Annotated in this window: 27 protein-coding genes and 1 pseudogene; 13 read left to right on the top strand and 15 right to left on the bottom strand. The window is 42.0% G+C overall.

Going from position 1 to position 26,318, the window contains the following annotated elements; genetic code table 11:
- Positions 1-2: 2 nt before the first annotated feature.
- The 5 genes from GVY04_08230 to GVY04_08210 all read right to left on the bottom strand — a co-directional run bounded on the left by GVY04_08230 (position 3) and on the right by GVY04_08210 (position 4,960).
- Positions 3-1,172, bottom strand: coding sequence for an aminotransferase class V-fold PLP-dependent enzyme (locus GVY04_08230; GenBank protein NBD16123.1), 1,170 nt, complete (start codon positions 1,170-1,172; stop codon positions 3-5).
- Positions 1,173-1,232: 60 nt separating this feature from the next.
- Positions 1,233-1,379, bottom strand: a complete 147-nt coding sequence (locus GVY04_08225) for a hypothetical protein (GenBank protein ID NBD16122.1) — start codon at positions 1,377-1,379, stop codon at positions 1,233-1,235.
- Between the two features lie 85 nt (positions 1,380-1,464).
- Positions 1,465-2,415, bottom strand: coding sequence for an aldo/keto reductase (locus tag GVY04_08220; protein ID NBD16121.1), 951 nt, complete (start codon positions 2,413-2,415; stop codon positions 1,465-1,467).
- A 313-nt stretch (positions 2,416-2,728) separates the two neighbouring features.
- The gene (hemN, locus tag GVY04_08215; GenBank protein NBD16120.1) at positions 2,729-4,120 is read right to left on the bottom strand and encodes an oxygen-independent coproporphyrinogen III oxidase; all 1,392 of its coding nucleotides are present in this window, start codon (positions 4,118-4,120) and stop codon (positions 2,729-2,731) included.
- A gap of 117 nt (positions 4,121-4,237) precedes the next feature.
- Positions 4,238-4,960, bottom strand: a complete 723-nt coding sequence (locus tag GVY04_08210) for a heme oxygenase (protein NBD16119.1) — start codon at positions 4,958-4,960, stop codon at positions 4,238-4,240.
- A gap of 169 nt (positions 4,961-5,129) precedes the next feature.
- Here GVY04_08210 and acsF point away from each other — a divergent pair, with 169 nt between their 5' ends.
- A complete protein-coding gene (gene acsF, locus GVY04_08205; GenBank protein NBD16118.1) occupies positions 5,130-6,185 on the top strand; it encodes a magnesium-protoporphyrin IX monomethyl ester (oxidative) cyclase in 1,056 nt (351 codons plus the stop codon).
- Positions 6,186-6,507: 322 nt separating this feature from the next.
- On the opposite strand, the pseudogene GVY04_08200 reads toward acsF, so the two are convergent.
- A pseudogene (locus GVY04_08200) lies at positions 6,508-6,774 on the bottom strand (hypothetical protein).
- A 223-nt stretch (positions 6,775-6,997) separates the two neighbouring features.
- Here GVY04_08200 and GVY04_08195 point away from each other — a divergent pair.
- On the top strand, positions 6,998-7,195 hold the full coding sequence (locus tag GVY04_08195; GenBank protein ID NBD16117.1) for a DNA-binding protein: 198 nt from the start codon (positions 6,998-7,000) through the stop codon (positions 7,193-7,195).
- An 81-nt stretch (positions 7,196-7,276) separates the two neighbouring features.
- On the opposite strand, the gene GVY04_08190 is transcribed toward GVY04_08195, so the two are convergent.
- On the bottom strand, positions 7,277-7,420 hold the full coding sequence (locus GVY04_08190) for a type II toxin-antitoxin system HicB family antitoxin (protein ID NBD16116.1): 144 nt from the start codon (positions 7,418-7,420) through the stop codon (positions 7,277-7,279).
- A gap of 199 nt (positions 7,421-7,619) precedes the next feature.
- Between GVY04_08190 and GVY04_08185 the strand changes: the two genes are divergently transcribed.
- Together GVY04_08185 and GVY04_08180 are read left to right on the top strand one after the other, a co-directional pair.
- Positions 7,620-7,847, top strand: a complete 228-nt coding sequence (locus GVY04_08185) for a hypothetical protein (GenBank protein ID NBD16115.1) — start codon at positions 7,620-7,622, stop codon at positions 7,845-7,847.
- Positions 7,848-8,144: a type II toxin-antitoxin system RelE/ParE family toxin gene (locus tag GVY04_08180; protein NBD16114.1), complete on the top strand. Its 297-nt coding sequence runs from the start codon at positions 7,848-7,850 to the stop codon at positions 8,142-8,144.
- Between the two features lie 453 nt (positions 8,145-8,597).
- Here the strand turns inward: GVY04_08180 and GVY04_08175 are convergent, their stop codons facing one another.
- The 5 genes from GVY04_08175 to GVY04_08155 form a co-directional block, all read right to left on the bottom strand.
- Complete coding sequence (locus tag GVY04_08175) at positions 8,598-9,206, bottom strand: DUF4935 domain-containing protein (protein NBD16113.1); 609 nt, start codon at positions 9,204-9,206, stop codon at positions 8,598-8,600.
- On the bottom strand, positions 9,203-9,658 hold the full coding sequence (locus GVY04_08170; protein ID NBD16112.1) for a hypothetical protein: 456 nt from the start codon (positions 9,656-9,658) through the stop codon (positions 9,203-9,205). Before GVY04_08170 ends, GVY04_08175 begins: the two co-directional genes overlap by 4 nt.
- Before the next feature lie 556 nt (positions 9,659-10,214).
- Positions 10,215-10,799: a hypothetical protein gene (locus GVY04_08165; GenBank protein ID NBD16111.1), complete on the bottom strand. Its 585-nt coding sequence runs from the start codon at positions 10,797-10,799 to the stop codon at positions 10,215-10,217.
- Positions 10,800-10,875: 76 nt separating this feature from the next.
- On the bottom strand, positions 10,876-11,055 hold the full coding sequence (locus tag GVY04_08160; protein ID NBD16110.1) for a Uma2 family endonuclease: 180 nt from the start codon (positions 11,053-11,055) through the stop codon (positions 10,876-10,878).
- Positions 11,052-11,618: a Uma2 family endonuclease gene (locus GVY04_08155; GenBank protein ID NBD16109.1), complete on the bottom strand. Its 567-nt coding sequence runs from the start codon at positions 11,616-11,618 to the stop codon at positions 11,052-11,054. The genes GVY04_08160 and GVY04_08155 overlap by 4 nt, the downstream gene beginning before the upstream one ends.
- A gap of 752 nt (positions 11,619-12,370) precedes the next feature.
- On the opposite strand from GVY04_08155, the gene GVY04_08150 reads away from it, so the two are divergent.
- The 3 genes from GVY04_08150 (at position 12,371) to GVY04_08140 (ending at position 18,309) form a co-directional block, all read left to right on the top strand.
- On the top strand, positions 12,371-14,989 hold the full coding sequence (locus GVY04_08150; protein NBD16108.1) for a TonB-dependent receptor: 2,619 nt from the start codon (positions 12,371-12,373) through the stop codon (positions 14,987-14,989).
- A 3-nt stretch (positions 14,990-14,992) separates the two neighbouring features.
- Complete coding sequence (locus GVY04_08145) at positions 14,993-15,937, top strand: ABC transporter substrate-binding protein (protein ID NBD16107.1); 945 nt, start codon at positions 14,993-14,995, stop codon at positions 15,935-15,937.
- Positions 15,938-16,509: 572 nt separating this feature from the next.
- Positions 16,510-18,309: an ATP-binding cassette domain-containing protein gene (locus GVY04_08140; GenBank protein NBD16106.1), complete on the top strand. Its 1,800-nt coding sequence runs from the start codon at positions 16,510-16,512 to the stop codon at positions 18,307-18,309.
- A 153-nt stretch (positions 18,310-18,462) separates the two neighbouring features.
- Here the strand turns inward: GVY04_08140 and GVY04_08135 are convergent, their stop codons facing one another.
- Positions 18,463-19,332, bottom strand: a complete 870-nt coding sequence (locus GVY04_08135) for an EamA family transporter (protein NBD16105.1) — start codon at positions 19,330-19,332, stop codon at positions 18,463-18,465.
- A 115-nt stretch (positions 19,333-19,447) separates the two neighbouring features.
- On the opposite strand from GVY04_08135, the gene GVY04_08130 reads away from it, so the two are divergent.
- The 3 genes from GVY04_08130 to GVY04_08120 are packed head-to-tail and all read left to right on the top strand — an operon-like array spanning position 19,448 to position 21,557.
- A complete protein-coding gene (locus GVY04_08130; GenBank protein NBD16104.1) occupies positions 19,448-20,596 on the top strand; it encodes an FtsW/RodA/SpoVE family cell cycle protein in 1,149 nt (382 codons plus the stop codon).
- A 41-nt stretch (positions 20,597-20,637) separates the two neighbouring features.
- A complete protein-coding gene (locus tag GVY04_08125) occupies positions 20,638-21,171 on the top strand; it encodes a hypothetical protein (GenBank protein NBD16103.1) in 534 nt (177 codons plus the stop codon).
- A gap of 14 nt (positions 21,172-21,185) precedes the next feature.
- Positions 21,186-21,557: a hypothetical protein gene (locus tag GVY04_08120; protein NBD16102.1), complete on the top strand. Its 372-nt coding sequence runs from the start codon at positions 21,186-21,188 to the stop codon at positions 21,555-21,557.
- Positions 21,558-21,650: 93 nt separating this feature from the next.
- Here the strand turns inward: GVY04_08120 and GVY04_08115 are convergent, their stop codons facing one another.
- Positions 21,651-22,160 (bottom strand): hypothetical protein, encoded by a 510-nt coding sequence (locus GVY04_08115; GenBank protein ID NBD16101.1) that lies wholly within the window; start codon positions 22,158-22,160, stop codon positions 21,651-21,653.
- 109 nt (positions 22,161-22,269) lie between these two features.
- Here GVY04_08115 and GVY04_08110 point away from each other — a divergent pair, with 109 nt between their 5' ends.
- From GVY04_08110 to GVY04_08100, 3 genes are all read left to right on the top strand, one after another.
- Positions 22,270-22,542 carry a hypothetical protein gene (locus GVY04_08110; GenBank protein NBD16100.1) on the top strand — a complete coding sequence of 91 codons (273 nt, stop codon included), beginning with the start codon at positions 22,270-22,272 and terminating at the stop codon, positions 22,540-22,542.
- 333 nt (positions 22,543-22,875) lie between these two features.
- Positions 22,876-24,243: an AAA family ATPase gene (locus GVY04_08105; protein ID NBD16099.1), complete on the top strand. Its 1,368-nt coding sequence runs from the start codon at positions 22,876-22,878 to the stop codon at positions 24,241-24,243.
- Entirely contained in the window at positions 24,240-24,935 is a 696-nt protein-coding gene (locus tag GVY04_08100) for a transcription termination factor rho family protein (protein ID NBD16098.1), read from the top strand. Before GVY04_08105 ends, GVY04_08100 begins: the two co-directional genes overlap by 4 nt.
- Before the next feature lie 9 nt (positions 24,936-24,944).
- Here GVY04_08100 and GVY04_08095 read toward each other — a convergent pair whose 3' ends face one another.
- Positions 24,945-26,078 (bottom strand): glycosyltransferase, encoded by a 1,134-nt coding sequence (locus GVY04_08095; protein ID NBD16097.1) that lies wholly within the window; start codon positions 26,076-26,078, stop codon positions 24,945-24,947.
- Between the last annotated feature and the right edge of the window lie 240 nt (positions 26,079-26,318).

Here is a 26,318-nt window from a genome sequence, read left to right as displayed (position 1 = left end):
CTTTATCTTGCTAATACCAAACTTGATTCTTCAATTAAGCGTTGTAAAACTTGTTTTAACACCAGTGCTGTCCACTCGATATCTGCTGCGGTGGTACTGCGGCCTAACGTTAACCGGATGCCGGCTAAAGACATTGCTTGAGAATAGCCCATTGCCAGCAAAATAGGACTCGGTTTCAGTTTACCACTATCACACGCTGAGCCCGCACTAATCCCGATTCCGGCTAAGTTTAATTGGCGCACTAGGGTTTTCCCGGTAATCGGTTCGGTGGGGCTATGAACGGCAAAACTAACATGATGAGGCAACCGATCGCTGCAATCACCAGTGGGAATTAAATAGGGACAATCGGCAAGTAACGCAAATAATTGGTTCCGTAACCCTTCCAAACGTGGGGTTTCTGTGGGCAGGGCTAACCGGGCAAGTTTCGCCGCAACCCCTAACGCCGCGATCGCGCCCACGGCTTGGGTGCCGGATCGCAATTGTCTTTCTTGTCCGCCCCCTGTCAGCAAGGGTTGTATTGCTACACCTTCGCGCACATATAAGGCACCTGCCCCTTGCACCCCATACATTTTATGACCGGAAAGAGAAAGTAAATCGACGGGGAGTTGTTGGACATCGATGGGTAATCGTCCAGCCACTTGCACGGCATCGGTATGGAATAAAATTCCTCTGGCGCGGGCGATTTTTCCCAATTGCGCGATCGGCTGTAAGGTTCCCACCTCGCTTTGTCCGTAGATAATGGAAACCAAGACTGTATTACTTTGAATCGCTTGTTCTAAATCCCAAGGATGAATCCGCCCTTGTTGATTCACAGGCAAACGAGTCACTTCCCATCCCCTAGCTTCTAAACGCTGGGCTGTCTTTTCAATTGCCGAATGTTCCACACTAGAGATAATTAAATGTTGGGGTGACCCATATTGATCGGCAACCCCAAGTAAGGCAAAATTATCCGCTTCTGTTCCACCCGAGGTAAAAATAATGGATTCTGGTGTCGTGGCATTGATTAACTGCGCTGTTTCGACCCGCGCCATTTCAATTTCCATTGCGGATTGTTCTCCCCAGGCATGAAGACTAGAGGGGTTACCCCAATGCTCGCTTAAAACCGCTTGCATTTTGGCAATAACATCCGGATGAGGCGGCGTGGTTGCACTGTGATCAAGATAGATTTGCATAGATTGGCACTGACTTGGAAACTGATTGGCAAGGACTCCGTTACTTTCTATGGTACAAGGTCAAGTCAGACTGAGTTGCAATAACTTTTCCTGAATGACAGTTTTCCAGCCCGGTTGTTGAATAATTCGCGGATCGGGAAGCGCGATCGCCGCATCAAAAATGGTCCCACATTGGAACAGTTTTGGGGAAGCCCCCAAGACAATCAAGAAATCCCCTTACAAATTCTACAAAAGCATTAGGGCAGGATGTAGCGAAGGGGGACTGCCCTTTAGTTATTGCCTTGTTTCCAAGTTAACTTTTCCAAGGCTGGCTTACCCGATCTAACTCTTGCGCATCTTCTGGACTTAGTTCCCACCCCAAAGCACCGGCATTCTGTTGGGCTTGCTTAGCATTCTTTGCCCCGGGAATCGGAATGGTTCCTTGAGTGATGAGCCAATTTAAAGCGACCTGGGCAGGGGTTTTTTCATATTTTTCTGCTAATTGTCGCAAGCAATCAATCACTGGAGAAACTTTATTGATACCAGAGGACTTAAACTTGGGATCGAGGCGACGAGCGCCAGTGGGTTGTTCTTCACCCGTATATTTGCCGGTGAGTAAACCTTGGGCAAGGGGACTGTAGGCAATAACGGTAACCCCTAATTCTTGGGCGGTCTGCCAAATCCCATTGCTTTCAATTTTACGATTGAGCAGAGAATAAGGCACTTGGTTACTCGCTAGGGGAACCCCCCGTTTTTGCAGGTGTTCATGGGCTTCCCGCATTTGACTGGCGGAATAGTTACTTACCCCAACAGCTTCAATGCGCCCTTGTTTCACTTCTTCTGCTAAAGCTTCCATGAGCGTTTCCTGCGTCATGAAGAACGTAAAAGGAGTATGCACTTGATATAAAGGAATGCTTTCAACTTGCAGGCGTTGCAGGCTTTCACTCAAAGCGTCGGTGACTGATTGAGGAAATACTCGCCAAGGTAAGGGAAAATATTTGGTCGCGATCGCGGCGGCGCAATTGGGTTCTCGCGTAAACGTGCCTAATAACCGTTCTGATTCCCCCAAACCATACACTTCTGCTGTATCAAATAGGGTCACTCCTGCCTCAAGAGAGGCTTGAAAAGCGTCTTGCACTTGGGTTTGGTCGTAGGTTTTGCCATAATCCCAAAATAAACGATCTCCCCAAGACCAAGTTCCGACACCAAGGGGCGTCACTTGCGGACCATTTTTGCCTAAAGCGACTGTTGCTGCTGTATTCATTCAATCTTTACCTTGTCAAACCAATATTGGGCCTCTGTAAAAGTATATTATTTGTGCAGTTGGGATGAATGAGATGCGGGGTTTGTCGGGTAGCCTTGAAACTGATGCTGCAGTTTCCTTTTTCGTTGCGCGATCGCTTCACAATTGGTTCATTTGAATCTTATATCTTAAACTTTAATCGGTTAAACTCTTAAGTGGATCTTGAAAGAAACGTATGACCATAAATTTAAACCTCCCACCAGAATTAGAGCAATATCTATTTGAAAAAGCTAAGGAAAAAGGTCTTTCAATATTTGATTGCCACTGGATGGGATTAAATGGATTGGGAAAAGGCTTTACTTTGCCGTTGTTTTAAATAGCTATCAAAGACGCTGGCAATATTCCGAATCAGGAGTCGTCCGATTGGGGTTACCTCAATTTCTTCTTCTTGAACTTCGACTAAACCATCTTTTGCTAATTCTTGTAAATCGGCAAATTCAGCAGCAAAATAGTCTGAGAATTTCCCATTCAATTTGATGTTATATTTCTCTTCTAATCGTTTGGGCGAGATATGAAATTGACACATTAATTCAACAATAATGGCTTGTCGTAAATGGTCTTCTTCGTGCAGTTGCACTCCTTTTGCAATGGGAAATTTGTTGGCATCAATGTCACGATAGTAGTCTTTGAGACGTTTTTGGTTTTGGGTAAAGACGTCATGCAACATACTAATTCCCGTCATTCCAAAGGAGAGTAAATCGGATTCCGGCTTGGTGGTATAGCCTTGGAAATTGCGATGTAATTCCCCTTTTCGTTGCGCGATCGCGAGTTCATCATCCGGTTTGGCAAAATGATCCATGCCAATGAAAACATACCCTTGCGAAGTTAGTTCTTCAATTGACATCCGCAAAATGCTTAATTTTTCTTCGCTATTGGGTAAAGCGGTTTCTGGAAGTCGTTTTTGCACCGGTTTCAACCAAGGAACATAAGCAAAACTGAAGACTGCAATCCGATCTGGATTTAATTTTACTGTTTTATTAATGGTTTTACGGAAAGTTTCTAAGGTTTGATAAGGTAAGCCATAAACCAAATCCACATTCACACTTTCAAATCCCGCTTCTCGAATCCAATCCATGACATTAAATAGCATGGTTTCCGTTTGCACCCGATTAATTGCCGTTTGGACTTCCGGGTTGAAATCTTGAATGCCAAAGCTAACGCGATTAAACCCTAAACTGCGCAAGAACAACAGATAATTCTTATCCACATATTTGGGATTAATTTCAATGGAAACTTCTGCATTCTCTTCAAAGGGAAAAGTCTCACTCATCTTTGTCCATAACTTTTCCACTTGTTCTAAATTGAGATAATTTGGGGTTCCGCCTCCCCAATGTAATTGGTTTACTTTCCGTTTGGAATCCACTAAACCAGCCACTTGATCGATATTACGGAACACATAATCTAAATATGGTTGGGCTACTTCTTTTTTTTGGGTAATTAAGGTATTACAACCACAGAAATAACAGGGAGTTTCACAAAAAGGAATATGACAATATAGCGACAAAGGGGTTTGGCTTTTATTTCCCACTTTTATTGCATTCGTAAAGGCTTGCGGATCAAAGGTTTCTGTTAATTCAGTTGCTGGGGGATAACTGGTATAACGGGGTAAAGGACGAGCGTATTTCTTTAAAAGTTCGGTGTTAAATTCAACGGTTTTGATGGTCATTTCTTTTGTTATGAGTCATTGGTCATTAGTGATTAGTCCTTGGTGATTAACTGGCTTGTAATTACCAAGGACAGACGAGAAACAAGGGAAAACAAACGGCTAGCTAGTTACTAATTTCTAGACAGCAACAGCTTTTTCGGTACTACCGGGTTTATCTTGACGAGTCAGGAGATCAAAGGTGTGATCACCAATACTTTCTTTAATTTCTCCTTCTAATTCATGGAAGACATCCCGATTCATCCGAAAGACATCATTGGCTTCATCAACAATGGCTTGAACCGTTGCTTCATCAACGTTAATTTCATCAAGGGCTTGGCGATATTTTTGTTTAAATTCTCGTTTTGCTTCCACTGTTGGTAGTGCATCAAATTCATGTAAACCGGTTCCTTTATCCGGGGGTAAATCCATCGCAGAACGGGCAATATTTCTTAAACTTTGTCCACCGGAAAGATCACCCATATAACGCACATAAGAATGGGCAATTAATCGTTCCGGTTGCGTTTCACTTATCTCTTTGATGCGATTGACATAAACTTGTCCCGCCGGAGACGCAGAAATTTTATTTGGCCAATCTTCTCCGAAATAAAAGGCCAAATCTTCTTCCAGTTTTTGTTTCCGTTCCAACTCTGGGAAATAAATTTTCCCGACCACGGGATGTTCCCGATGACGATAGATTTCGGCTTCTAAGGTGGAATAGACAAAATACAAATCTGCGGTGAGTTCAGCAAAGGGCTTTCTCTCCATTACGCCTTTAAGAAAGCATTTCATAAACGCAGTATTTTCCGAGGCGGTATGAGACTTTTTCGTTCCTTCACGGAGTTGTTCAGCGAGATGACTCATGGTTCAATCCCTCTTCAAATCTTTTATATCATTTAATGATTATGAAGTGATATATTACTAATTGCACTTAAATTCGTAAAATTCTTTACAAAATTTGAGAATGAGAGTGCTTAACCCATTAGATATGTCTATGATATCCATTGGATAACTTTAAGGAGAAAAATTACTTATGTCAACAGCCGTCTCCCAACCGGAAATCAAAACCTCGATGAAAGAAACGTTACTCACGCCTCGCTTTTACACCACCGACTTTGATGCGATGGCGGAGATGGACTTATCGAGTCAGAAAGCAGAGTTAGAGGCGATGGTGGCGGAAATGAAGGCGGATTATAATTGCCATCACTTTGTCCGTACCGAAGCATTTGAGAAATCTTGGGAACATATCGACGGAAAGAAAAGAGAAGCGTTTTTAGAATTCTTAGAACGGTCTTGCACCTCAGAATTTTCGGGATTTTTGCTGTTTAAGGAACTGTCTCGGAAACTGAAAGGGCGGAATCCGTTGTTGGCTGACATTTTCCACTACATGGCGCGAGATGAAGCCCGACACGCTGGGTTTTTGAATAAAGCGATGAAAGACTTTAATGTCACCCTTGATCTCGGCTACTTAACCAAACATCGCACTTATACCTTCTTCAAGCCAGAATGGGTGCTTTATGCCGTTTACTTATCAGAAAAAATCGGCTACTGGCGCTATATCACCATTTATCGCCATTTAGAACAGCATCCCGAATACGAGTTTTATCCACTGTTCCAAATGTTTGAAAGCTGGTGTCAGGATGAGAACCGTCATGGTGATATCTTTAAGGCCTTGCTGCGATCGCAGCCCCAATTATGGCAAACTTGGCATGGCAGACTTTGGGCGCGTTTCTTCTTACTCACGGTTTTCGCAACCCATACCCTAACCGTCCATGAACGGGAAGATTTTTATGAATCTTTAGGCTTAAACGCAACCGAATTTGACCGTCATATTACCCGGAAAACCAACGAAACCGCAGGACGTGCCTTCCCAGTGATGTTAAACGTGGATCATCCTGAATTTTTCAAACGTTTAGAAACCTGCGCCGAACGCAATCGGAAAATCAACGACATTGACAACAGCAATGCACCCGGTTGGTTGAAACGGTTACGGAAACTCCCGTTAATTACAGCTATTTTTGCAGATTTGGTGCGCTTGTATTTCATCAAGCCCATTGATGCAGTCAGTGAATGGGAAGCTGTTTATTAGATTAAGGTAGGGTGGGTTTTGCCCACCTAAAAATTATGATTTTCATTTCACCGAGCCAACAAGAGAGGCAAGAGTGAAATTCCTCCTATTTGACAATAGAGAAAGCGTCAAATTGTTTTCCATCAAATTCTCCTGTTATGGTGACCTGATCGCCAACCGTGATGGATTGGGGAGTATTGTCTCCGTAAACATCCCAAGCATCAATGGTTAAAACGCGATCGCCTGTATTGAGTCGAAAACCATCTTCCCACACTCGCTCTACTGTACCTTTATAGGTCATTTCTGCTTGAGATGGGGAATCCGAAGACTGAGATTGCCTCTGTTTGACAATAGAGAAAGCGTCGAATTGTCTTCCCTCAAACTCTCCTGTTATGGTAACCTGATCGCCAACCGTGATGGATTGGGGAGTATTGTCTCCGTAAACATCCCAAGCATCAATGGTTAAAACGTGATCGCCTGTATTGAGTCGAAAACCATCTTCCCACACTCGCTCTACTGTACCTTTATAGGTCATTTCTGCTTGAGAAGAAAATCCCGTCACTACTGTCAAGCCAAATAATACTACAGCGAGAGATTTAATTTTTACCATCATGTCTTCAATTCCTCAAAGAGAGAAAGGCTTATATTTTCGATACTACTCGACAATAACGACAGTAGTGAAGGGAACGAGTATAGTGATCGCTAATGCTTTGCATCAACAAATATCACATTTTAAGGGTGGGCATTGCCAACATAAAATTCACCGAACAATGAACTTATTAATGGAGAGGTGATTATAGAATGGTAATCAATTGACGGCTCCTAAAACGATAATAAACTCACTCACAATTCAAATCCCAGACGAAAAACTACAACAATTGCAACAGCTAGCCAAGGAAAAAGGTATTACAACTGAAGAAATCATAGAAACAAAAATCAATGAATGGTTAACACACAACGCTCAAGAGTTTTCTGAAGTAGCTAATTATGTTGTAAATAAAAATGCTGAACTTTATAAGCGCTTAGCATGACTCGTTACTTGACTCTTCAACCTGCTTTCATTTTTAACCAATTAAAAATATCTTCAACCGTTAAATTTAAATCAATCTCCTCTAAAACCGGTGCGCGATCGCGCTCTTAATATTCGCTAAAGCCTCATTAACGTCTTCACCCTCACTGATATAATCGGGTAGAGAAGGAACAAAAACTGTATATCCACCTTCGTTGCTGGGTTCAAGTACAACTTGTAACTTCATCAATTTAATGCTTTGATGCTTAAAAAATATCTTATCAAACTCTGATGAGGAGGCGGGATTAGCCTTGATCTGTGGTGGGCGATGCCCACCCTACAAGTTAAATTAAAGGATAGCGCGAGGCTCGATAGCTCAGTCTTTTTTTAGACTGGTTAAACTACAATTTCTAGTAGAATGAACTGAAACCCAACCACTCTTTCCGATGGATATCAAAGCAACCTTAAACGAAATCAACTCTCTTAACATTGAAGAAAGAATTGATCTTGTCCTTGCGATTTGGGATAGTATAGCCGTTGAACAGAGTTATCCTAATTTAACAGAAGCACAAAAACAAGAACTCGATCATCGCATTAGCAAGTATGAAGAAAATCCAGAAAACGTATTGACATGGGAGCAAATTAAAGCATCAGTTAAAGATCAAGAACAATAGATGAATTATGTCTTGGTTTTTCGTCCTGAAGTTCAAGAAGAAGTGAATGAAGCCTATAACTGGTATGAAAAGCAAAAATTAGGGTTGGGTGATGAATTTTTAGATTCTGTAGAACAAACCCTGAACCGTGTCTCCTCGATGCCTGAATCATACCAAGTGGCTTATCGTGATGTTCGACGGGCAGTTGTGAAGCGTTTTCCCTATGCTGTGTATTATCGAGTCATCTCAAGTCGTGTCGTTGTTACTGCAATTTTCCATGTTCGACGCGATCCAAAATCATGGCAGACTCGAAACTAAGATGATCGCGCTTTTATCCCTTATTTTGGCTCAAGGTAAAGCGCTATGAGCCTTGATATATTGTGGGCGTTGTCTATCCTACAATCTAATTTAAAGGATAGTGGGAGGTTTTACAGTGCGATTTATGCGCCTCCATCCACTCAACCTGCTTTCATTTTTAACCAATTAAAAATGTCTTCAACCGTTAAATTTAAATCAATTTCCTCTAAAACCGGTGCGCGATCGCGCTCTTAATATTCGCTAAAGCCTCATTAACGTCTTCACCCTCACTGATATAATCGGGTAGAGAAGGAACAAACACTGTATATCCGCCTTCGTCGCGCTCGTTCAAGTACCAACTTGTAACTTCATAAATTTAATGCTTTGATGCTTAAAAGTATCTTATCAAATTTTGATGAGGAGGCGCGATTAGCCTTGATCTGTGGTGGGTGAGACAAAGCACTGAATCTATTTCTACGGTGACACCTGCGAGGAAATAAAATTGTATCCATCATCAAATTTTGGAATTATCCTACAGTTAAATTGAGCAAGTTCATCAACAATATCAGGATTATCAAAATCTTTTGAGTTTCGATTCAAAAAACACGCTTGTTGGGGTTGATTAATTTGCAAATGGTTGATGACTGAAGCATAAACCAGTGCATCTTGTGGGGTTAAATCATAATTCTGTTCACAGGAAGCTGCTTCCTTTAAAAGGTTAGCAGTAAGAGAAATAATTTCTCCACAGTTAAGAATTTGTTCTCGATTTTTGATGAAGCGGTCTCTTTCTTCTTTATTACTTTGAGTCAGCAAAGTGTTAATTTCTTGAATATTCTTGAGACGAGTTTGATAAGAAGCTGTTCGTGAAAGTTGATTTAATTCAGTCTGTAAGGAGCGCTGAAGTTTTTCGCGGTTCTTTGCTTGACGATGTAATTTTTCATGAGGCTCAGCAAGACTGTAGGCGGGAATAATGAGCTTTGCTTTTCTCATTTCACACAGTTGTAGAATTTGTTTACAACTAGAACCTTGCTCTTGTTCAAACGTTAATTCTAAGACAAAATTAGTTTCAACATAGATATTCACGCAGCCACCTCATGCTTTAACCTTCCTCTCGCTAAAGCAGCATATAATCCAGAGTCAACTAACCAACGCTGAGAAGAATCAAGGTTTTCTGGACGATTTTCAGCAGTAATAATAAGTTCCCAAAGCCAAGAGTTAACAATTAGCTGAAAGCTGTGTCCACTAATTTCTTCAGCTTTGATTCCTGCTCGATCAAAGTACGGTTGGAAGATTGATTTTGCATCAATACTGTAGTTAGGTTCACTGTCATCAGTGGAATTTTTATCATGCTTTGTCCATAGATAAATTCTCTCTGGGAAGACCATTAAAAAATAGGGAGCATTGAGAAAAGTATAACGAGCCATAAGATTGCGCCGATATCTTTTTGCCCATTCTGAAGAGACATTGTTTTTAATTTTGACTTCTACAATAAGAATTAGTTGACCGTTTCGATTTTCAACGGCTAAATCCCACATTTGGGATCGAGGAATCGTTTCCCCATTTATTGCTTCCTTTAATCCTTCTTTAAGGCGTTTGATGGCAATTTCATCAGGGGTATCATCAGGATCAAATTGGTTGTCTGTTTTTTCAATGAGATATTGCAAGATTTCTTTTTGTTCTTCAGGTGATAGTTGATCGATTAAACTAAAAACTTGCTCTTTTGTAATTTGTAGCGTTACCATCGCTTAACCTCCATTATTTCCTGAATGATTGCTCCTTCGCCTAGGTTAATATCCTCCTCCACTGGTTCAAGGTAAAGCGCGATTACACTTGATATATGGTAGGCAAGGCAAACCCTACAATCTAATTTAAAGAATAGCGTAAGGTTCTAAGCTAACACGCATTTAAACCGCGGATTTCAGTTGCTGAAACCCAGTCATGGTCTGGATTGATCCAGAAGTTTAAATGCTGAACAGCTTACGGCTCGATTTTCAATCTACGCGCTTCATCCTCTCGTATCTCCATAGGCATTGGGTTCTCAAACGCCATTGAATTTTTAATATATAAGATAGTAATTATAAAAAAATATCTTTAATAAATTTCCGAATTAAGGGCTTTAATAATTGTCATTTCAAGACTATGATTGACTACCCTTAAAATCGGCATATTTTCGCGATCAAAATTAATCTGATAAGCCCCTTCAGAAAAACACCGAATCAGCGTCTCTAGCATTATAGAAAAACTCAAATACATCACGTCAATTCCTTCAAAAACTGAAATTACTGGGTGTTCGAGCTGAGGGTGCAATGGTTGTGAATCGGAAGGTAAAATATACCAGGCTCCTTCAAAACTTGAAAAAGGAAAACTGGTCATCAAAAAATCATCTTCCTCGCCATCGCGGAACTCTTGCACTACTTCATACTCTTCTATCGCTTGTTCTAGAGAAATAAAAAAAGTATCTCGAAAAAGCGGGATGTTATAATAAAGTTCCTCTCCTTGTCCGTTATGCCATTGATAAAGTTCATACAATTCTTCAGGCAGTTGAAATGAAAGCACTTTAGTTTTTTGTTCAATTTCACTCCGACTTAATCCAGGTTGCAATTGCGACCGAATTGGAAACCCTTGGCTTTCAATAAATTGGACTAGGATATCTAATTTTTCCGTGATGATTGACATAAGAGCATTTTTCTTATTGCTTGGATTCTAAGCTAGTTTTTAGCTAAAGAGTAGCATATTGATAGCGCGATTACAGTTATGACCAAATTTTCTTTAAATCTAGAGTAAAACCGAATAAAATATTTTCCCCAGACAGAGAAGAAGGCGCATTGAGAATTTCTGTTCCTGTTTGCAGGCAATAGCTTTCTACTGTTTTTTGTTTGGGATTAATCAGCCAACCCAGGTAATCGCGCTGCCTATGCCTCGATCCACTCAATCTGTTTTCATTTTTAACCAATTAAAAATATCTTCAACCGTTAAATTTAAATCAATCTCCTCTAAAACCGGTGCGCGATCGCGCTGATAAAATATTTCTGGCTGTTTTTGCGGTTGAAAAACAAGAACTGAGCGATCATCTGGGTCAACTAACCAACCTAACTGAGAACCATGCTTTAAACAGTGCAATAAATTACCAGTAACGCGATTAGCACTTTGATCGGGAGAAAGAATTTCAATACTCCAATCTGGTGCAACCATAACATTATCTAACGGTTCTCCTTGCTCATCAACCTGAATCGATTCCCAACAAAATACGGCAATATCAAGAACAATTGAACGCCCGCCAAAGGTACAGCGTAACTCTGGAAAGGCATAAGCAATTTCTCTTGCTTCTGTGACTTCATTAATCGCATAAATTAACTTTCCCTGAAGTCGAGAATGGCGACTCTTTGGCATGGGGTTTGAGATAATTTCTCCTCCAATATATTCCTTTGGCGGTTTCGTTTCTGGTAACTGTAGAAACTCTTCCAACGTTATAGAAGTGGGCTTAGCAGCAGTCATATTTAATTACCTAATCTGATTGGTCAAAATTGGACAGTGATTGAAACAGTTACACTCAGGAATTGAATTAGAATGACTATCAAAATACGTTATCAAATTCTGATGAGTAAATGCGATAAGCCTTGATATTTCGTGGGCGAGGCAAACCCTACTGCGTAACTCAAAAGATAGCGCGATCGCGCAACTACTTTAACTGCTACAAAAAAAATGAGGAACTCACCAAGGATTCAACTTCCAGACGAAAAACTGCAGAGGTCTTTTTTTAACGCGAGGTGTGAGTAGAATTTGGATACGTGAGAAATCATTCGACATCAACCCCCTTCTGATCATTATTGGCTTTCGCGAACAGTGGCCCAAAAAGGACTTGGGATTGTCCAAGGGCATCCATTCGGTTAAGGTATTCTCTATGTCTGAACCGATAAGCATCACCTCGATGGCTGACCATCGATTGAGTTATGTCCAACTTTGGGCCGAGAAACGATTGTCAACCTTGAGGATTTGTACTGGGCAGTCAGTTAGAAAAAGCCCAAACAGCTTTAGAGGATTTGGGGCAACCACGCCGAGGCAAAAAAAGACTCACCCAGTTAGACGAATGGCAAGAAGCGGCGGAAGGGATTTTTTAGAGTCTCTCAACTCAGCGTTACTTCGTAAAATTCAACCCATTTGATTTTTATTATTAAAAAGATTTCTCAAGTGATATAGTGAGAGACTGTGACAACCAATAATTGACATTAGCTTTTAATAAGATAACAGTGAATCTGATTCAAAAATCCCTTCTTGGTTATGCCGTAATTCCGATTACATCAATGTTAGTAACCAGTGTTGTTCATGCTGCGCCTTCTCCCGTTACTGACATCCAAGTCAAAAGTCAAGGTGAAAATAACCTCCAGCTATTGCTCATTACGCCAACAGGAGAACCCCTACAAACCTTCCAAACGCCAGTGGGAGAAGATACCCTTTTCATCGACATTATTGATACGCAATTACAGTTAACAGAAGGAGACAGCGCTCAAATCTCCGATCCCTCTGTTGAAATTGCTGAAATTAGGGTGATTCAGAAATATCCCAACAGTATTCGTGTCATTATCCGTGGGGCAACCACACTTCCAGAAGTAAACATTGAATCAACTCCCGAAGGACTCGCGGTGAATCTTCCCGAACAAGGCAGTTTAGCCCAAACGACATCTCCCTCACCAACGCCAGAAGCAGCACCAACGCTTGCTGCACCGGCACCGGAAGAAAGTGCCACTGAAGATGGTGTGATTGAACTGGTGGTGACCGCAACACGAACAGAAGAAGAAGCCAGCGACATTCCTCGTTCCACCACAGTTGTTAGCCGAGAAGAAATTGAACAACAGTCGCAACTGTCGAATAACCTTCCTGATATTTTAGGGAATACGGTTCCAGGGTTAGGTCCCCCCAGTCAAACTGCCTCGAATCGAGCACAAAAGTTGCGCGGTCGGGAACCCTCTGTCTTAATTGATGGCGTTCCTGTAGATAGTAACCTCAGTGTCTTTCAGGATTTACGCAGTATTGCCCCCGATGCAGTGGAACGCGTAGAAGTGGTGCGCGGTCCTAGTTCTATTTACGGGGCAGAAGCTAGTGGTGGCATTATTAACATTATTACTCGTCAACCGGAAGAAGTTTTTACGGCTCGGACGACCGTGTCTATTGGTCCTCGCCTGTCTCTGTCTGATGTTGAGCAGAGTTTTGGTGCAGGGGTCGAGCAATTTTTCTCCGGTCAAGTCGGGCAATTTGATTATCTGCTCGCCGCATCCTACGAAGAAAGCGGGAATAGCTTTGATGCCGAAGGCGATATTATCCCTGTCGGTCGCTCCCAAGGATTAGATAACCTAGAAACATTCAATATTCTTGCCAAAGCTGGCGTTGATTTCACCCCAAACCAGCGCTTGCAGTTAACGGTTAATTACTTTGATGACAAGCAAGATCCACCCACAATTTCCGATCCCAGTGTGGATAATCTGGATGAACGCACAAAAGCGCAGCCCTTAGAAGCCTCGGGAGAATTAGAACTAGAAGATTTACCCGGTCGCGAAGATTTAACCCTAAGCGTCAATTACTCCCATGATGATCTTTGGGGGAGTCAGCTTGATTTACAAGCCTTTTATAAAGAATCCACAACGCTTACAATTCCAGTTGATAACCGAAATACGATTTTTGAATCCGTTTCTCGCACGGTTACAGAATCCGAAAAAATAGGCGCTCGTTTGGATATTGAAACGCCTTTAAGTAATAACTTAGATTTACTGTGGGGGGTCGATTACGCGGATGAATCCATTGAACAACCCTTAGATATTTTTGATGCAAACGCCTTTGATAGCAGTGGTGGCAATGAATTGATACAAGTGGATGAGGAATTTTTCTCCCCGCCTTACGATTTAGAAACCTTTGGTGCGTTTGGTCAACTCGATTGGCAAGCAACAGAAAAACTCGCCCTCAGTGGGGGATTACGGTTTGAACGCTTTAATATGTCAGTGGATGATTTTAATGTCTTGGGCGATATCGACTTTGCTGGCGAAGCGATTCCCGATGAAGTAACAGGGGGTCAAGTCAGTTTTGATGATGTGGTCTTTAATGTGGGAGCCATTTATGATGTCACTGAGGAAATCAGTGTCTTTGCGAATTTTGCTCAAGGCTTTTCTGCTCCAGATTTTCGCCGTTTTCTGCGCTTCCTACCGTTTTCTGTGAATACACGACCCGTAGTTGTGGATGAAAGTATTGATGTTACTCAGCCAATCATTGTTGATAATTACGAGATTGGGGTTCGTGGCAATTGGGAACAAGTGCAGTTTTCCTTAGCCGGTTTCTTTACTTACTCCGAATTGGGACAAAATGAACGATCGAGCGAGGATGGTTCTTTTTTAACCTCGAATCGTGAACCGACGCGCACTTATGGCATTGAAGCGACAGCCGATTATCAAGTCAATGACCAATGGCAGTTAGGCGGGAATTTCACTTGGGTGGAAGGAGACAGCAGCCCCGATGGTGTTGATGACTTTGTTCCTTTGAGTACAGAGAATATTCAACCTATTAAAGTCGGGTTGTATGTGCAAAATCAAACGACACCCACTTGGTCGAATCGGTTGCAGTTATTAATTGTGGGTTCGCGCGATCGCGCCTTTGAAGAAGACATTGACGGTGATCCCATTGATCCCTTCCCCATCGAAAGTTACACCACCCTCGACTGGATTAGCAGTTTGCAACTTGGTAACGGAACCCTCACCTTAGCCGTACAAAATCTTTTAGATAACCAATACTTCCCAGTTGACTCCCAAACCCAAGACCGAAACCGAGAATATGCTGCTGCTTTAGGACGTACCATTAGCTTGCAATATCAACTGAGCTGGTAGATCATGCTTCGACCTTTGACCGTATCGCTTTTCCTGCTGGGACTTTTGAGTCTCACAGGATGCCAAAATAACCAAACCCTCAATCGACCCATCCCTGATCCGGCGCGGATGGTCACTCATACGAAAGGAGAAACGGCAGTTCCTATCAATCCTGAGCGAGTCATTGCTTTAGATAATATCGCTCTCGATAGTGTTCTCGCCTTGGATGTAGAACCGATCGCTGCATTAATTAATGAAAATACAGGGCAATTTCCCGTCCATCTGCGCGATCAAATGACCGAGAGAACGCAAAAACTTTCTCCCACCCAACAAAATCTAGAAACTATTACCCAACTCAACCCCGACTTAATTATCGGCGGGAAAAATGTCGAAGCAGTATATAACCAACTCAATCAGATTGCACCCACGATTTTATTAGGAAAAAGTGGAACCAGTGCTTGGAAACAGAAACTCCTTCTCACCGCCGAAGCAGTAGGGAAACCCAAGGAAGGACAAGCCTTGCTCGATCAGTACAATCAACGTGCAGCAGACCTCGGGTCGCGCCTTGAAAACCCTTCCGAAATTGAAGTTTCTGTGGTGCGTGTGTTTCCTGATGGGTTGCGCCTTTATCAAAAGGAGACCTTTGTCGGCGGTATTCTCGAAGATGTCGGCTTATCTCGTCCACCGAGTCAGGATAAAGATAATTTATGGATTAATATTTCTCGGGAACGATTTGATGCCGCCGATGGGGATGTCATCTTTGTTTGGAGTTTAGGCAACGACGCTGAAAGTGCTTATAAACGCTTACAAAATGACCCTCTCTGGTCACAATTGGGTGCCGTGCAAGCGGGAAACGTTTATCCGGTTCCTGGATATTGGATTGGGCGCGGTCCCATTGCTGCTAACAAAGTGTTAGATGATTTATCGATTCATTTGTTGGAAGAGGAGCAAAACAATAATGAGCTATAGCATTTGAATATAACATTCCATTTCGTCAAACTGGAGTAAGAAAATATCCTAACTCAAATTGGAATACTCATCCTATCTCATTTGATCATTTTAGTCTGGCTGTTGAGAAAAGTGAAGCAGGTGCTCAGCAAAAATAGTAAATTTATATTGGGTTTATATGGACAAGTTTGGGTGATTTTTCAGGGGTTTGTCCGAGATTGGGTTGAGGAATTGATGAGATTAAATTCGAATAAATTGGCTTTTTCTCAAAGGGGGTTGAGAGCTATGAAACTCATACAACAGGAGCTTTAGGATGCTTGTCACTCCGTGAGATTCCCGACCCCAACCTTTAACAAGTTTATAGCGCGATGTAGCAAAGCTACTGCCCTTCGGGCATCGCCTTCCTCTGACCATGAAGATCGAGACTTGAGCAAAACGGAGCGCGATCGCGCTCGTAAAAGTCCGTTTAGGGAGCAAAAAAAGCCGTTTTTAGTCTAGACAGTAGCAGCCCGTTCTCCCTAGTCTAAAAAGAGGATTACAATCTCTGACCGTTGGTTAAAATCGGTTTGGCTACTTTTTTCTCAACAATACTGATGTTTCCTGCTACTCATCCCTTATCCCGCCTTTTCCGTTATAGTCGCGATTATCATGCTCAAGTGGCTGGCGCGATCGCGTGCTCCATTCTCAACACCATTTTTGACCTCGCCCCCCCTTATTTGATTGGGATTGCCATTGATGTGGTCGTGCAAGAAGAAAATTCTTTAATTGCACGCCTCGGCTTCACCAGCATACCCGCTCAACTGGCTGTGGTCTCTTTAATCACGTTTTTGATTTGGAGTTTAGAATCGCTCACAGAATATGCTTACAGCCGCTTGTGGCGTAACCTTGCCCAAACCTTGCAACATGAACTGCGCGTCGAAACCTATAGCCATTTGCAAGAGCTAGAGTTGAGCTATTTTGAAGAACGGAGTACAGGCTTTTTCCTTGCGGTTCTCAATGATGATGTTAATCAACTGGAACGATTTTTGAACTTTGGGGCGCATCAACTCCTCCGCTTTTTCACCACGATTTTATTTGTGGGGGGAACGTTTATTGCCTTAGCCCCTGGGGTATCTTGGCTAGCGATGTTACCGATTCCCTTTGTGTTGTGGGGCTCGATCGCGTTTCAAAAAATGCTCGCCCCTCGTTATGCAGAGGTGCGGGATAAAGCGGGATTAATCAATAGTCGCCTCAGTAATAACCTTTCTGGGATTGCAACCATTAAAAGTTTTACCGCAGAAACTTACGAACGCGATCGCGTTAAAAAAGAAAGTGAAGCCTACCGCCAGAGTAACCGCAAAGCGATTGCTTTAAGTGCGGCGTTTGTCCCTTCGATTCGGATTTTGATTTTAATGGGGTTCACCGCAACCTTATTTTTAGGCGGATTAGCCGTCTCGAATGGGGAACTCTCAGCCGGAACTTACGGCTTTATTGTCTTTATTGTCCAACGACTCTTATGGCCCTTTACCCAGTTGAGTGAACTCATGGATGAATATCAACGGGCGATGGCTTCGATTTATCGAGTCATGAATGTCTTAGATACACCAATCGCGATTGCCACTGGGGATCAACCCTTTCCAGTGGAAGCAGTGGAAGGAGCAATTAAACTGGATCGCGTAACGTTTGCTTATCCTGGTCAGCACCCCGTTTTTCAAGACCTTTCTCTCCACATTGGGGCCAAACAAAGTATTGGCATTGCGGGGGCGACTGGTTCGGGGAAAAGTACGCTAGTGAAGCTACTGCTGCGCTTTTACGAACCGCAACAGGGGCAGATTTTCATTGATGGACAAGATATCCAAACCCTGAATATTTATGATTTGCGCCGTTGTATCGGTTGGGTAAGCCAAGATGTGTTTCTTTTTCAGGGAACTGTTGCTGAGAATATCGCCTATGGTCAGATTGATGCAACTGAAAACGAAATTATTCACGCGGCCAAACTTGCCGAAGCCCATGACTTTATTCAAAAGTTACCCCAAGGTTATGACACCATTGTCGGGGAACGAGGACAAAAACTTTCGGGTGGACAGCGACAACGCCTTGCCATTGCGCGGACTTTACTCAAAGACCCACCGATTTTAATTTTAGATGAAGCCACCTCAGCGGTTGATAATGAAACCGAAGCTGCTATTGCGCGTTCCTTAGACGTCATCACACACAACCGTACCACGATCGCGATCACGCATCGCCTCTCCACCATTCGCCATTGTGACCATATTTATGTGATGGATCAGGGTCAAATTGTGGAACAGGGTAAGCACGAAGACTTATTAGAATTGAACGGAATTTACACGGCTTTATGGCAGGTCCAATCGGGGATTCACCCTACAGACAACGTCAGAACAAGCCAGGACTAGTCCTCTGTCAACTTTGAAATCATGGGTTGAGGTGGGACAGAGCAAATAAGGAGAATCTTTGCTTCCCTTTTGCCTCTTCACTCGCTTCTAGCGGTGCGGAAGCCGATCAATCAATGGGTTGATTGAGTTTCAGAGAGGGGTTTCTGCCAGTTTCTAACCCGCACGGTTAGTGCAAATGACACCAGTAATGACTAACCCACCCCCCGTAATTAACGTTGAAGTAACTGGTTCGGACAAAATTAATGCCCCTAAAATTGTAGCGGCAATAGGGACAAAATTAATAAACACTGCGGCTTGCGAGGCACCGATGCGTTGCACCCCAATATAGTACCAACAGAAGCCCAAAGCTGACCCCAATATGCCTAAATAGGCGAGGGCAAATAAGGCTTTCGGTGAGGGAAGCAACCAATCACTTTGATACCCTTCCCACAAACCAAAGGGTAGCAGTAAAATTGCGCCAATTAGGCAAGCATAGGTGGCAGTCACCACAGGTGATAAGTTGCTCATCACTTGTTTGCCGACGATGGTGTAAAGTGCCCAACTAAATAAACATCCAATGAGAAAGAGGTCGCCGAGTTGTAAACCTTGAGAGAGAAGAACAGTGGGGTTCCCTTCGCTGATCACAATCGTGGCACCGATCAGAGAAAGGGTAATGCCAAAGATTTTCAGGGGAGATAATTGATCCTTGAAAACAATGGTAGAAGCCAGCGCGATCGCGATCGGATTGAGGGCAACAATCAAAGCCGCACGGCTCGCACTCACCGTTTGTAATCCCAAAAAGAAAAACACATTATAGAAAAAGACCCCTGATAAGCCCAGCATTAGGACTGGCAGCCACTGTTCTCGCCTTAAAAGAGGGAGTTTACCTTCCCACCTCTGGGTAATAAACCATAAACAAACACTAGCAATGGTAAAGCGGGTTAAGGCAGCGGTAAACGCTCCGACACTTTCCCCAACAATCCGTCCGGCGATAAAGGTTCCTCCCCAAATGAACGCCATAATGGTCAACTGTAAATAAATCATATTCTTTCATTTCAACCGAAAAAGCCCTTTTCAACGATAAGGGGTGAATCCTTGATCGTGCCAATTCCCTTTTTTGCTAAGATTGGCTCAAGTTGTTGGGTAGGAGTGATCTCTCGTGTTGAAGTACTGGATTCCATTTTTTAATCCCGAAATCGCGAGTTGGGGAATTCCAGCTCGTTTACTCCGTTGGTTAACGTTTCTCTGGCTTCTCATTGGCTTAGTTGTCTTATTTTCCGCCTCTTATGCGATTGCTAATGTTGAGCATGGTAATGGACTCTACTACTTTCAACGACAAGTCATCTGGGCTTATTTGGGACTTCTTCTGTTCAAGTGGGTGACCCGGAACCCGCTCTCTTCGGTTTTAAAAGTTGCTCCTTATGCTCTTTTTATTTTCCTCGTCTTAATCTTTGCTACCCAATTCTTTGAGCCGATTAATGGTGCGAGACGTTGGATCAATCTCGGTCCCATATCACTACAACCGTCAGAACTGATTAAACCCTTTCTCGTTTTGCAAAGTGCCATTCTTTTCAGTCGCTGGTCTCGTTTAAGCAATGGTTGGCGAGTCTTTTGGCTCGGGACATTTGCGATTGTTTTAGGGGGAATTTTAATTCAACCTAACTTGAGTAACACTGCTTTATGTGGCATGGGTTTATGGTTAATTGCTTTAGCGGCAATGATTCGCTGGCAGTATTTAGCAATGGTTGCTGCAAGTGGCGTCGGTTTAGCTTCGATCAGTATTTATTTTCAAGAGTACCAACTGAAACGAGTGACCTCCTTCATGAATCCTTGGTTGCAAGCCCAAGGAGATGGCTATCAATTGGTTCAGAGTTTACTTGCCATTGGGTCTGGGGGCGTTTGGGGGACCAGTTTAGGTCTGTCTCAACAAAAGTTATTCTACTTGCCGTTTCAATACACCGATTTTATTTTTGCGGTGTTTGCAGAAGAATTTGGCTTTGTCGGTTGTATCGTCTTATTGACCTTAATTACGAGTTTCATGACCGTCGGTTTAATCGTTGCCCAGCAAGCCCAAAAAACGGTCCACCGCTTAATTGCAATTGGAGTGGTCATCTTTTTGGTGGGCCAATCTTTGATTAATATCGGCGTTGCAACGGGTTCTTTACCAACAACCGGTTTGCCTTTACCTTTATTCAGTTATGGTGGAAACTCAATGCTAGCAAGTTTATTTTTAGCTGGGCTCTTGGTGAGAGTTGCTATTGAAAATCATCAACGGAATGTGGTTGAGTTTCCGAAGCCCTCACGTTAATAATAGAGGATGGACAATTAATAACTAATTTTCTTTCGATAATGAACACTGATTTTACTGTTTATATTAAGTGGTCGGCAATTCTGACGGCTGCTGTTTTTGTCTTCACCCTCATCGCCTTTATTTTTAACTGGGGATTCCGGTTCCGGCTAGTGGGAATTACTGGTTTTATGGGGGTTCTTACCGCCGGGTTGTTTGGTTTATCGTTAGGATTGTTTAGCTATACTGATGTACCGGGAGCAGTGTCATTTTCTGTGGTTTATGATAACGGCGGTTCCGAAGTGGTGATTAAACTCCCTCCCACGGTTACTGAGTCGGAAGTGGCAGCTAGTTTGCGCAAAGCGAGTGCCGATCTTTATTCTTACGGACGTTTAGGCGGCAGCGACAATCAGATGACGATTCGGGCGCGAACGGTAATTCACCCGGAAGAGGGGGTTTCTAAGCCCTTATACTTAGGAAAAGTGCAGCGATCGCTGTCTAATCGAGAAGATACAGACTTAAATCTTGAAGTTTTTTCCTCTCGTTTTTCTGAACTCCCCGCTAGTAGTGATGCACCCGCACCAAAAGTAAATTAACGGTTTGAGAAGCCATGGCAGAGCAATTAGAATCCAAACAACAGCAACTTGCGATTATTGAAGCCAATGCTGACTATTTAGGGGCAGTTGCTTACAAATATTACTGTGAGTTCCAAGAAAAAGGAACCTTGGTCTTATTACGACAACTAGAAAATGAAGGGACTCAGTTAGAACAGTGGCAATTAATGTATAAACCCATCAGTCTCATTCCCTTGATGCTGAGTGATTGGAAAGAAGCAGGGATTCAGCAGATGATTGTGAAATATAATCCTGAGGTGTCAGTGGTTTGTACTTTTTTGTATCCTAATGGCACTCATACCAGTTATCTCTTTGAACCCAGCCAACCCCCACCGACGTTACAAAAAGAACTCAGCAGCGATGCTTGACGGCTCGATCTTTGATCGACGCGCAACTAATCAAGAAAATGATTAATCATAAGCAGACGAGTTAAGAAGGGAACTAGAGCGGGTTAAGTTGGCTTAGTCGTTACTCTTTATCTCATCATCATTGTTCGTCGGTAAGCGCTTCTCAACGGAGGCGATTTTCTGTTTGAGATCTGATACTGTATTCATTAGCATTGATTTGAGGTAATAAACCTGAGTTTCTAAGGTCTGACGATATCGGCTTTCCCATCGCAAACGAGTCTTGAGATGGTTAATCTGCTCTTGGAGGGTATTTTCTGCTTTGGCTTGCGGAACCGTGTCGGCAAGGGTAATGGGGGTGTGCTCACTTTCTGTTTGTTCCCAATCCTGTATATCACTTTGTAAAGTCGTATCACTATACTGTATATTGCTTTCACTATAATGTATAGCAGTAGGCGCGTAAAGATCAATTTCTTCATCAATCGTGATCACAGGATCCACTGCTAATTGGGATACACAAGCATTTCTAATCCACTGGGTGTAAGGAATTCCTTCTTTCTGCGCCCGATTTTTAATGGTTTGTAAAAGTGCTGGATCAATGCGAAAGTTGATCTGCTGTTTAGCCATCCTCAATTAAAGATTACCGTATATCAACTACTTTATATTGTAAAGTGACTTAACTGAACAAGAGCAGTTCCCAGAATGAGAATAATTCTCATGAGTGGTCAATCAGTGTATGCTAGTGCTGGTCGGCTATTCGCCCGAAGCTATTCAAGCCCTTTACCGCATTGGCGATTCCAGTACCAATATTCTCACCCCACTAATGCCCTATTTTCCTGTAGTCATTGCCTTTGGACAGCAATACGATCCAGAGTTGGGAATTGGGCGGTTAATTGCCCTGATGTTACCTTATTCCCTTCTGTTTCTAGTCAGTTGGCTGGCGCTATTTTTCTTATGGCTGATTTTTGACTTACCTTTGGGTCCCAACGCCCCGATTTACCTGTCATAAATCAACTCAATTCATTGATATAAACATAATCTAGGGTCTGCTGGAAAAGTCATTTGGCTGCTTGAAGGGAGGGAATAGGCAACAAGCAACAGGCAAGAAAATCACTAAGAGTGCTGCAACAAATAAACCATCCATAATGTCTTGAAATTTCCCTAAGCAGCCTATAGCTACTGGATGATCATTTTCTTGGATTACTCTAAAACGATTTTTTACTGAGGTTTGCTGGCAATATCTAGCTAGATCAGACACAAATTTACTACAATACGATTGTAAATTAAGTTCATTGTTTTCTGTGTTTTTACGCACAACTAATACATAATTATTGTTTGAGTTATGTCTGACTCACCTTTAAAGCAAGCCCTTTTATCCCTTCCAGAAGAAGCACCTGAAACAATTATCTCTCATCGTTTTATACCTGCATTCCTTGAAGCGTTAGGCTTTACTCAAAATGAGCGATATCCAGAGTTTTCTACTGGTGTAGGAGGTCAAGCTGTCGACTTTGCAGCACGTAGAAATACAGATGAAGATTTATTTTTTTATTCACCGAAAAACCCTTTTCTTATTGTTGAAGTAAAAGGGCGGGACGTGAATCTTGCCAATGGGGAATATAAAAAGACCGTTAAGCAAATTAAGCGTTACTTAGCTCCCAGTGCTGTCAATTGCCAAACAGCCAAATGGGGAATTATTACGAATGCTGATTACATTCAACTCTTTCGCAAACATCGTAAAGTCGTTTATCCGGTCACCCAGTTAATTCGTTTGAAAGCAGATAATATCGATGAGAAATTTCAGCAACTCAAAAAGATTATTGATGATCCAGCCCAAGCCCTGACGATTACTATCTACAACAACAAAGGAGGGGTTGGGAAAACAACAACTGTCCTTAACTTAGCAGCCTATTTAGGGATTTATCACAAGGTTTTAGTCATTGATTTTGATCCGAACCAAAAAGATTTAACTCAGATCTTAAAGGCAAAGCCGGGAACACACAAACTTTATGAGTGTCTGAAGAATTATAGAACTTATAAAATTGAAAAGGCTATTTACCCTTATCGTATTGCTAATAAAAAAGGTTCAGAAACTGGGTTTGATATCATTCCTGCTGATGAAACTTTTATGGAGAAAAACGAAAAACAGAATGAGTTACTGTCAGAAGTCACTAGAGGTCGTTTACGTAACGTCTTAAAAAATATTAGAAATGATTATGATTACATTTTAATTGATGCTCCCCCTAGCTGGAATTTTTTTAGTCAAGAAACAATTATTGCTGCTGATGTAGTTCTTCTTCCAACTAAGCATAATAATTTTGCTTCTCTTTTAAATGCCCAACAAGTGATTACAGACTTTCTTGATGAAGTAGGTAAAAAGCATCGCGAAGCATTTGATGATGCGATTGATGTTGCTAATCCTACTGCTTTACCGATTTTTTATAATGGCGAAAACATAACAGAGGCGCAGCGAAAACAAGCTAGAGAGCAACTCTTTCAACTGATAAAAGAAACTAAAAGTAAAAAAGGAGTTGATTTACGACCCTACTTTTTTCCTAAAACCACCCAAGGTCATAGAAATTCAGAAATTTATGAAATTCCTTATTATGCTTACATAGCAAAAGCTGCATTTTATGGAATACCAGCTGTTTATAGATATAAAATTGCATTTAATTACTACAAATCTTTCGCTAAGGAGTATTTTCTCTCATGAAACAAGAAGTTGGGTCTTTAATGTATCTGTACTTTGATGAACTTGAACTTAATGAACCCGTTGAAGTCTCGGAATTTTTAATTTATGGTGCCGCTCAAGCAGTCAATCAAGCCAATAGTCGAAATTGGCTTCCAATTATTGTGAAGCAAACGGGAGAAGATCAATATCAAGTCATTGGTAATGCTTTTACTTATGCAGTTGCAGAACAAGCGGGGTTAGACAAAGTTTGGTGTATTATTGCTGATAATTCTCCTGCAACTACTGAAGCTTCGCAACTTTTAGCTCACGAAAAAGTTCCTCAAATTAATTTAGCAACAGCAAGCTTTGATGAAATTAAACTAGGCCTTGAATATTTGGTTCATCGTCCTGTAACCTCTCTAAAAGGTGTTAATGTTGCTAAAGCGAGTAGTCGCATCGACGAAGCACCCCGTCGTTATTGGCGAGAAAGTTTAAATGATGTCACTAAATTGAAATGTGGCATTACACGAGGTAGCAAATTAAAAATATTTAAGGAAGTTTTTTATGTGACACCAGAGCCTTTACCTGAAATTATTACTGATACAAATATCTTAGAAATGTTTAATGCTAAAGAATTGAAGCAAATGGCTAAAAAAAGAGGAATTAAAGGTTATAGTAAGACAAAGAGAGCTGATTTAATTAAAATCCTAAGTCAAACCCAAAATAAAGTATAAATTCTCACTTTACCCATTTTGAGTTGTTTCTATAAACTGCCAATAAGCAGTATGAAACTGCTGAGTTGAAAAGCGAGTGGCATGTTGATAAATTTGTTCAGGAATTAGCTTCTCTTGCTTCGATTCAAACATTTCTACTGCTTCTACTAATGCAGAGGAGGTTTGTGGAGAAAACAGTAACCCTGTTGCTGTGTCTGGATACGCTTGTAGATCTTTTACTGTTTCTTTTGCCCCCCCTGCACCATAAGCAATGACAGGTGTACCACAGGCTTGGGCCTCTACTAACGCAATACCAAAATCTTCACAAGCGGCATAAACAAAAGCTTTAGCTTTGGCTAAATAGTCTTCTACCACTGCATTGGGTTGGGTTCCCAAAAGTTTGATATTAGGTTGAGCTTGTTTTTGTAATTCAGAAAATTGAGGTCCACTCCCAATAATGACTAACGGGCGTTGCAGTTGGTTAAAGGCTTCAATAATCAAAGAAATTCGTTTATAACTAACGAGGCGCGAAACCGTCAAGTAAAAGTCTTCTTTCTCAGCCTGAAAAGAAAAGCGTTGGATATCAACTGGGGGATAAATGACTTCTGCAGGGCGACGATAGCATCGCCAAATTCGCTTTGCCGTGTGGTGGGAGTTGGCGATAAAGTAATCAACTCGGTTGGCACTAATGACATCCCACTGGCGCAACTGATGAAGGAGATAGCGAGTCAAGATCCCAGGGATTCCTGTCCCAATTTTACTTTGTTTGAGATATTCAAATGTCAGTTCCCAAACGTAGCGCATGGGGGTGTGACAGTAACAGATATGGGTTTGGTAGGGGCTGGTAATCACCCCTTTAGCAACCGCATGAGAAGAGGAAAGGATAATATCGTATTCGTGGAGATCCAGTTGTTCAATTGCGAAGGGTAAAAGGGGTAGATATTTTTGCACCCCATTACGCGCTAAGGGGAAATGTTGTAGAAAAGTTGTCCCAATTTTTTGCTCATAAAGATAACTCTCCGGGTTTGTGGATTCAAAATCAATCAAAGCATAGAGATCAGCATCAATTCGTTGGAGAATTGCTTTAACTACTAATTCTGATCCACCTGTAGCTTTGGGTGTCAGCCATTCGTGAACAAGGGCATATTTGGGAAATTGAGGCATAACTTGATTGAACTGCAAGTGCTTTTGCATTTAAGCACAAAACCAGCAATCCTCGCAAAACCCTCGGCACTGATTCAGATTAAAGTTTGGATTGATCAATCAAAAAAGTTGTTCCGAAAGAAATCGGATCGCCATAGGAAAGTTAGATCATTCTCGCCAAGTCAATGGGGAATAATGATGGTAAGAAAACACCCAGTTCCAAGCCATGATTTCTCTCGATTATCCTTGATGTCAAGAAGA

It is taken from the genome of Cyanobacteria bacterium GSL.Bin1 (genome assembly GCA_009909085.1).
Taxonomy (GTDB): Bacteria; Cyanobacteriota; Cyanobacteriia; order Cyanobacteriales; family Rubidibacteraceae; genus Halothece.
Note: the sequence above shows the minus strand (reverse complement) of the source record. Positions and strands in the feature narration are given on the sequence as shown.

What these genes read in the sequence shown, in the direction of transcription:
- GVY04_08230 (NBD16123.1), bottom strand. Translation starts at nt 1,172, where the DNA reads ATGCAAATCTATCTTGATCACAGTGCAACCACGCCGCCTCATCCGGAT.
- GVY04_08220 (NBD16121.1), bottom strand. Translation starts at nt 2,415, where the DNA reads ATGAATACAGCAGCAACAGTCGCTTTAGGCAAAAATGGTCCGCAAGTG.
- hemN (NBD16120.1), bottom strand. Translation starts at nt 4,120, where the DNA reads ATGACCATCAAAACCGTTGAATTTAACACCGAACTTTTAAAGAAATAC.
- GVY04_08210 (NBD16119.1), bottom strand. Translation starts at nt 4,960, where the DNA reads ATGAGTCATCTCGCTGAACAACTCCGTGAAGGAACGAAAAAGTCTCAT.
- acsF (NBD16118.1), top strand. Translation starts at nt 5,130, where the DNA reads ATGTCAACAGCCGTCTCCCAACCGGAAATCAAAACCTCGATGAAAGAA.
- GVY04_08190 (NBD16116.1), bottom strand. Translation starts at nt 7,420, where the DNA reads ATGAAGTTACAAGTTGTACTTGAACCCAGCAACGAAGGTGGATATACA.
- GVY04_08185 (NBD16115.1), top strand. Translation starts at nt 7,620, where the DNA reads ATGGATATCAAAGCAACCTTAAACGAAATCAACTCTCTTAACATTGAA.
- GVY04_08180 (NBD16114.1), top strand. Translation starts at nt 7,848, where the DNA reads ATGAATTATGTCTTGGTTTTTCGTCCTGAAGTTCAAGAAGAAGTGAAT.
- GVY04_08170 (NBD16112.1), bottom strand. Translation starts at nt 9,658, where the DNA reads ATGTGGGATTTAGCCGTTGAAAATCGAAACGGTCAACTAATTCTTATT.
- GVY04_08165 (NBD16111.1), bottom strand. Translation starts at nt 10,799, where the DNA reads ATGTCAATCATCACGGAAAAATTAGATATCCTAGTCCAATTTATTGAA.
- GVY04_08155 (NBD16109.1), bottom strand. Translation starts at nt 11,618, where the DNA reads ATGACTGCTGCTAAGCCCACTTCTATAACGTTGGAAGAGTTTCTACAG.
- GVY04_08145 (NBD16107.1), top strand. Translation starts at nt 14,993, where the DNA reads ATGCTTCGACCTTTGACCGTATCGCTTTTCCTGCTGGGACTTTTGAGT.
- GVY04_08140 (NBD16106.1), top strand. Translation starts at nt 16,510, where the DNA reads ATGTTTCCTGCTACTCATCCCTTATCCCGCCTTTTCCGTTATAGTCGC.
- GVY04_08135 (NBD16105.1), bottom strand. Translation starts at nt 19,332, where the DNA reads ATGATTTATTTACAGTTGACCATTATGGCGTTCATTTGGGGAGGAACC.
- GVY04_08125 (NBD16103.1), top strand. Translation starts at nt 20,638, where the DNA reads ATGAACACTGATTTTACTGTTTATATTAAGTGGTCGGCAATTCTGACG.
- GVY04_08120 (NBD16102.1), top strand. Translation starts at nt 21,186, where the DNA reads ATGGCAGAGCAATTAGAATCCAAACAACAGCAACTTGCGATTATTGAA.
- GVY04_08115 (NBD16101.1), bottom strand. Translation starts at nt 22,160, where the DNA reads ATGGCTAAACAGCAGATCAACTTTCGCATTGATCCAGCACTTTTACAA.
- GVY04_08110 (NBD16100.1), top strand. Translation starts at nt 22,270, where the DNA reads ATGCTAGTGCTGGTCGGCTATTCGCCCGAAGCTATTCAAGCCCTTTAC.
- GVY04_08105 (NBD16099.1), top strand. Translation starts at nt 22,876, where the DNA reads ATGTCTGACTCACCTTTAAAGCAAGCCCTTTTATCCCTTCCAGAAGAA.
- GVY04_08100 (NBD16098.1), top strand. Translation starts at nt 24,240, where the DNA reads ATGAAACAAGAAGTTGGGTCTTTAATGTATCTGTACTTTGATGAACTT.
- GVY04_08095 (NBD16097.1), bottom strand. Translation starts at nt 26,078, where the DNA reads ATGCCTCAATTTCCCAAATATGCCCTTGTTCACGAATGGCTGACACCC.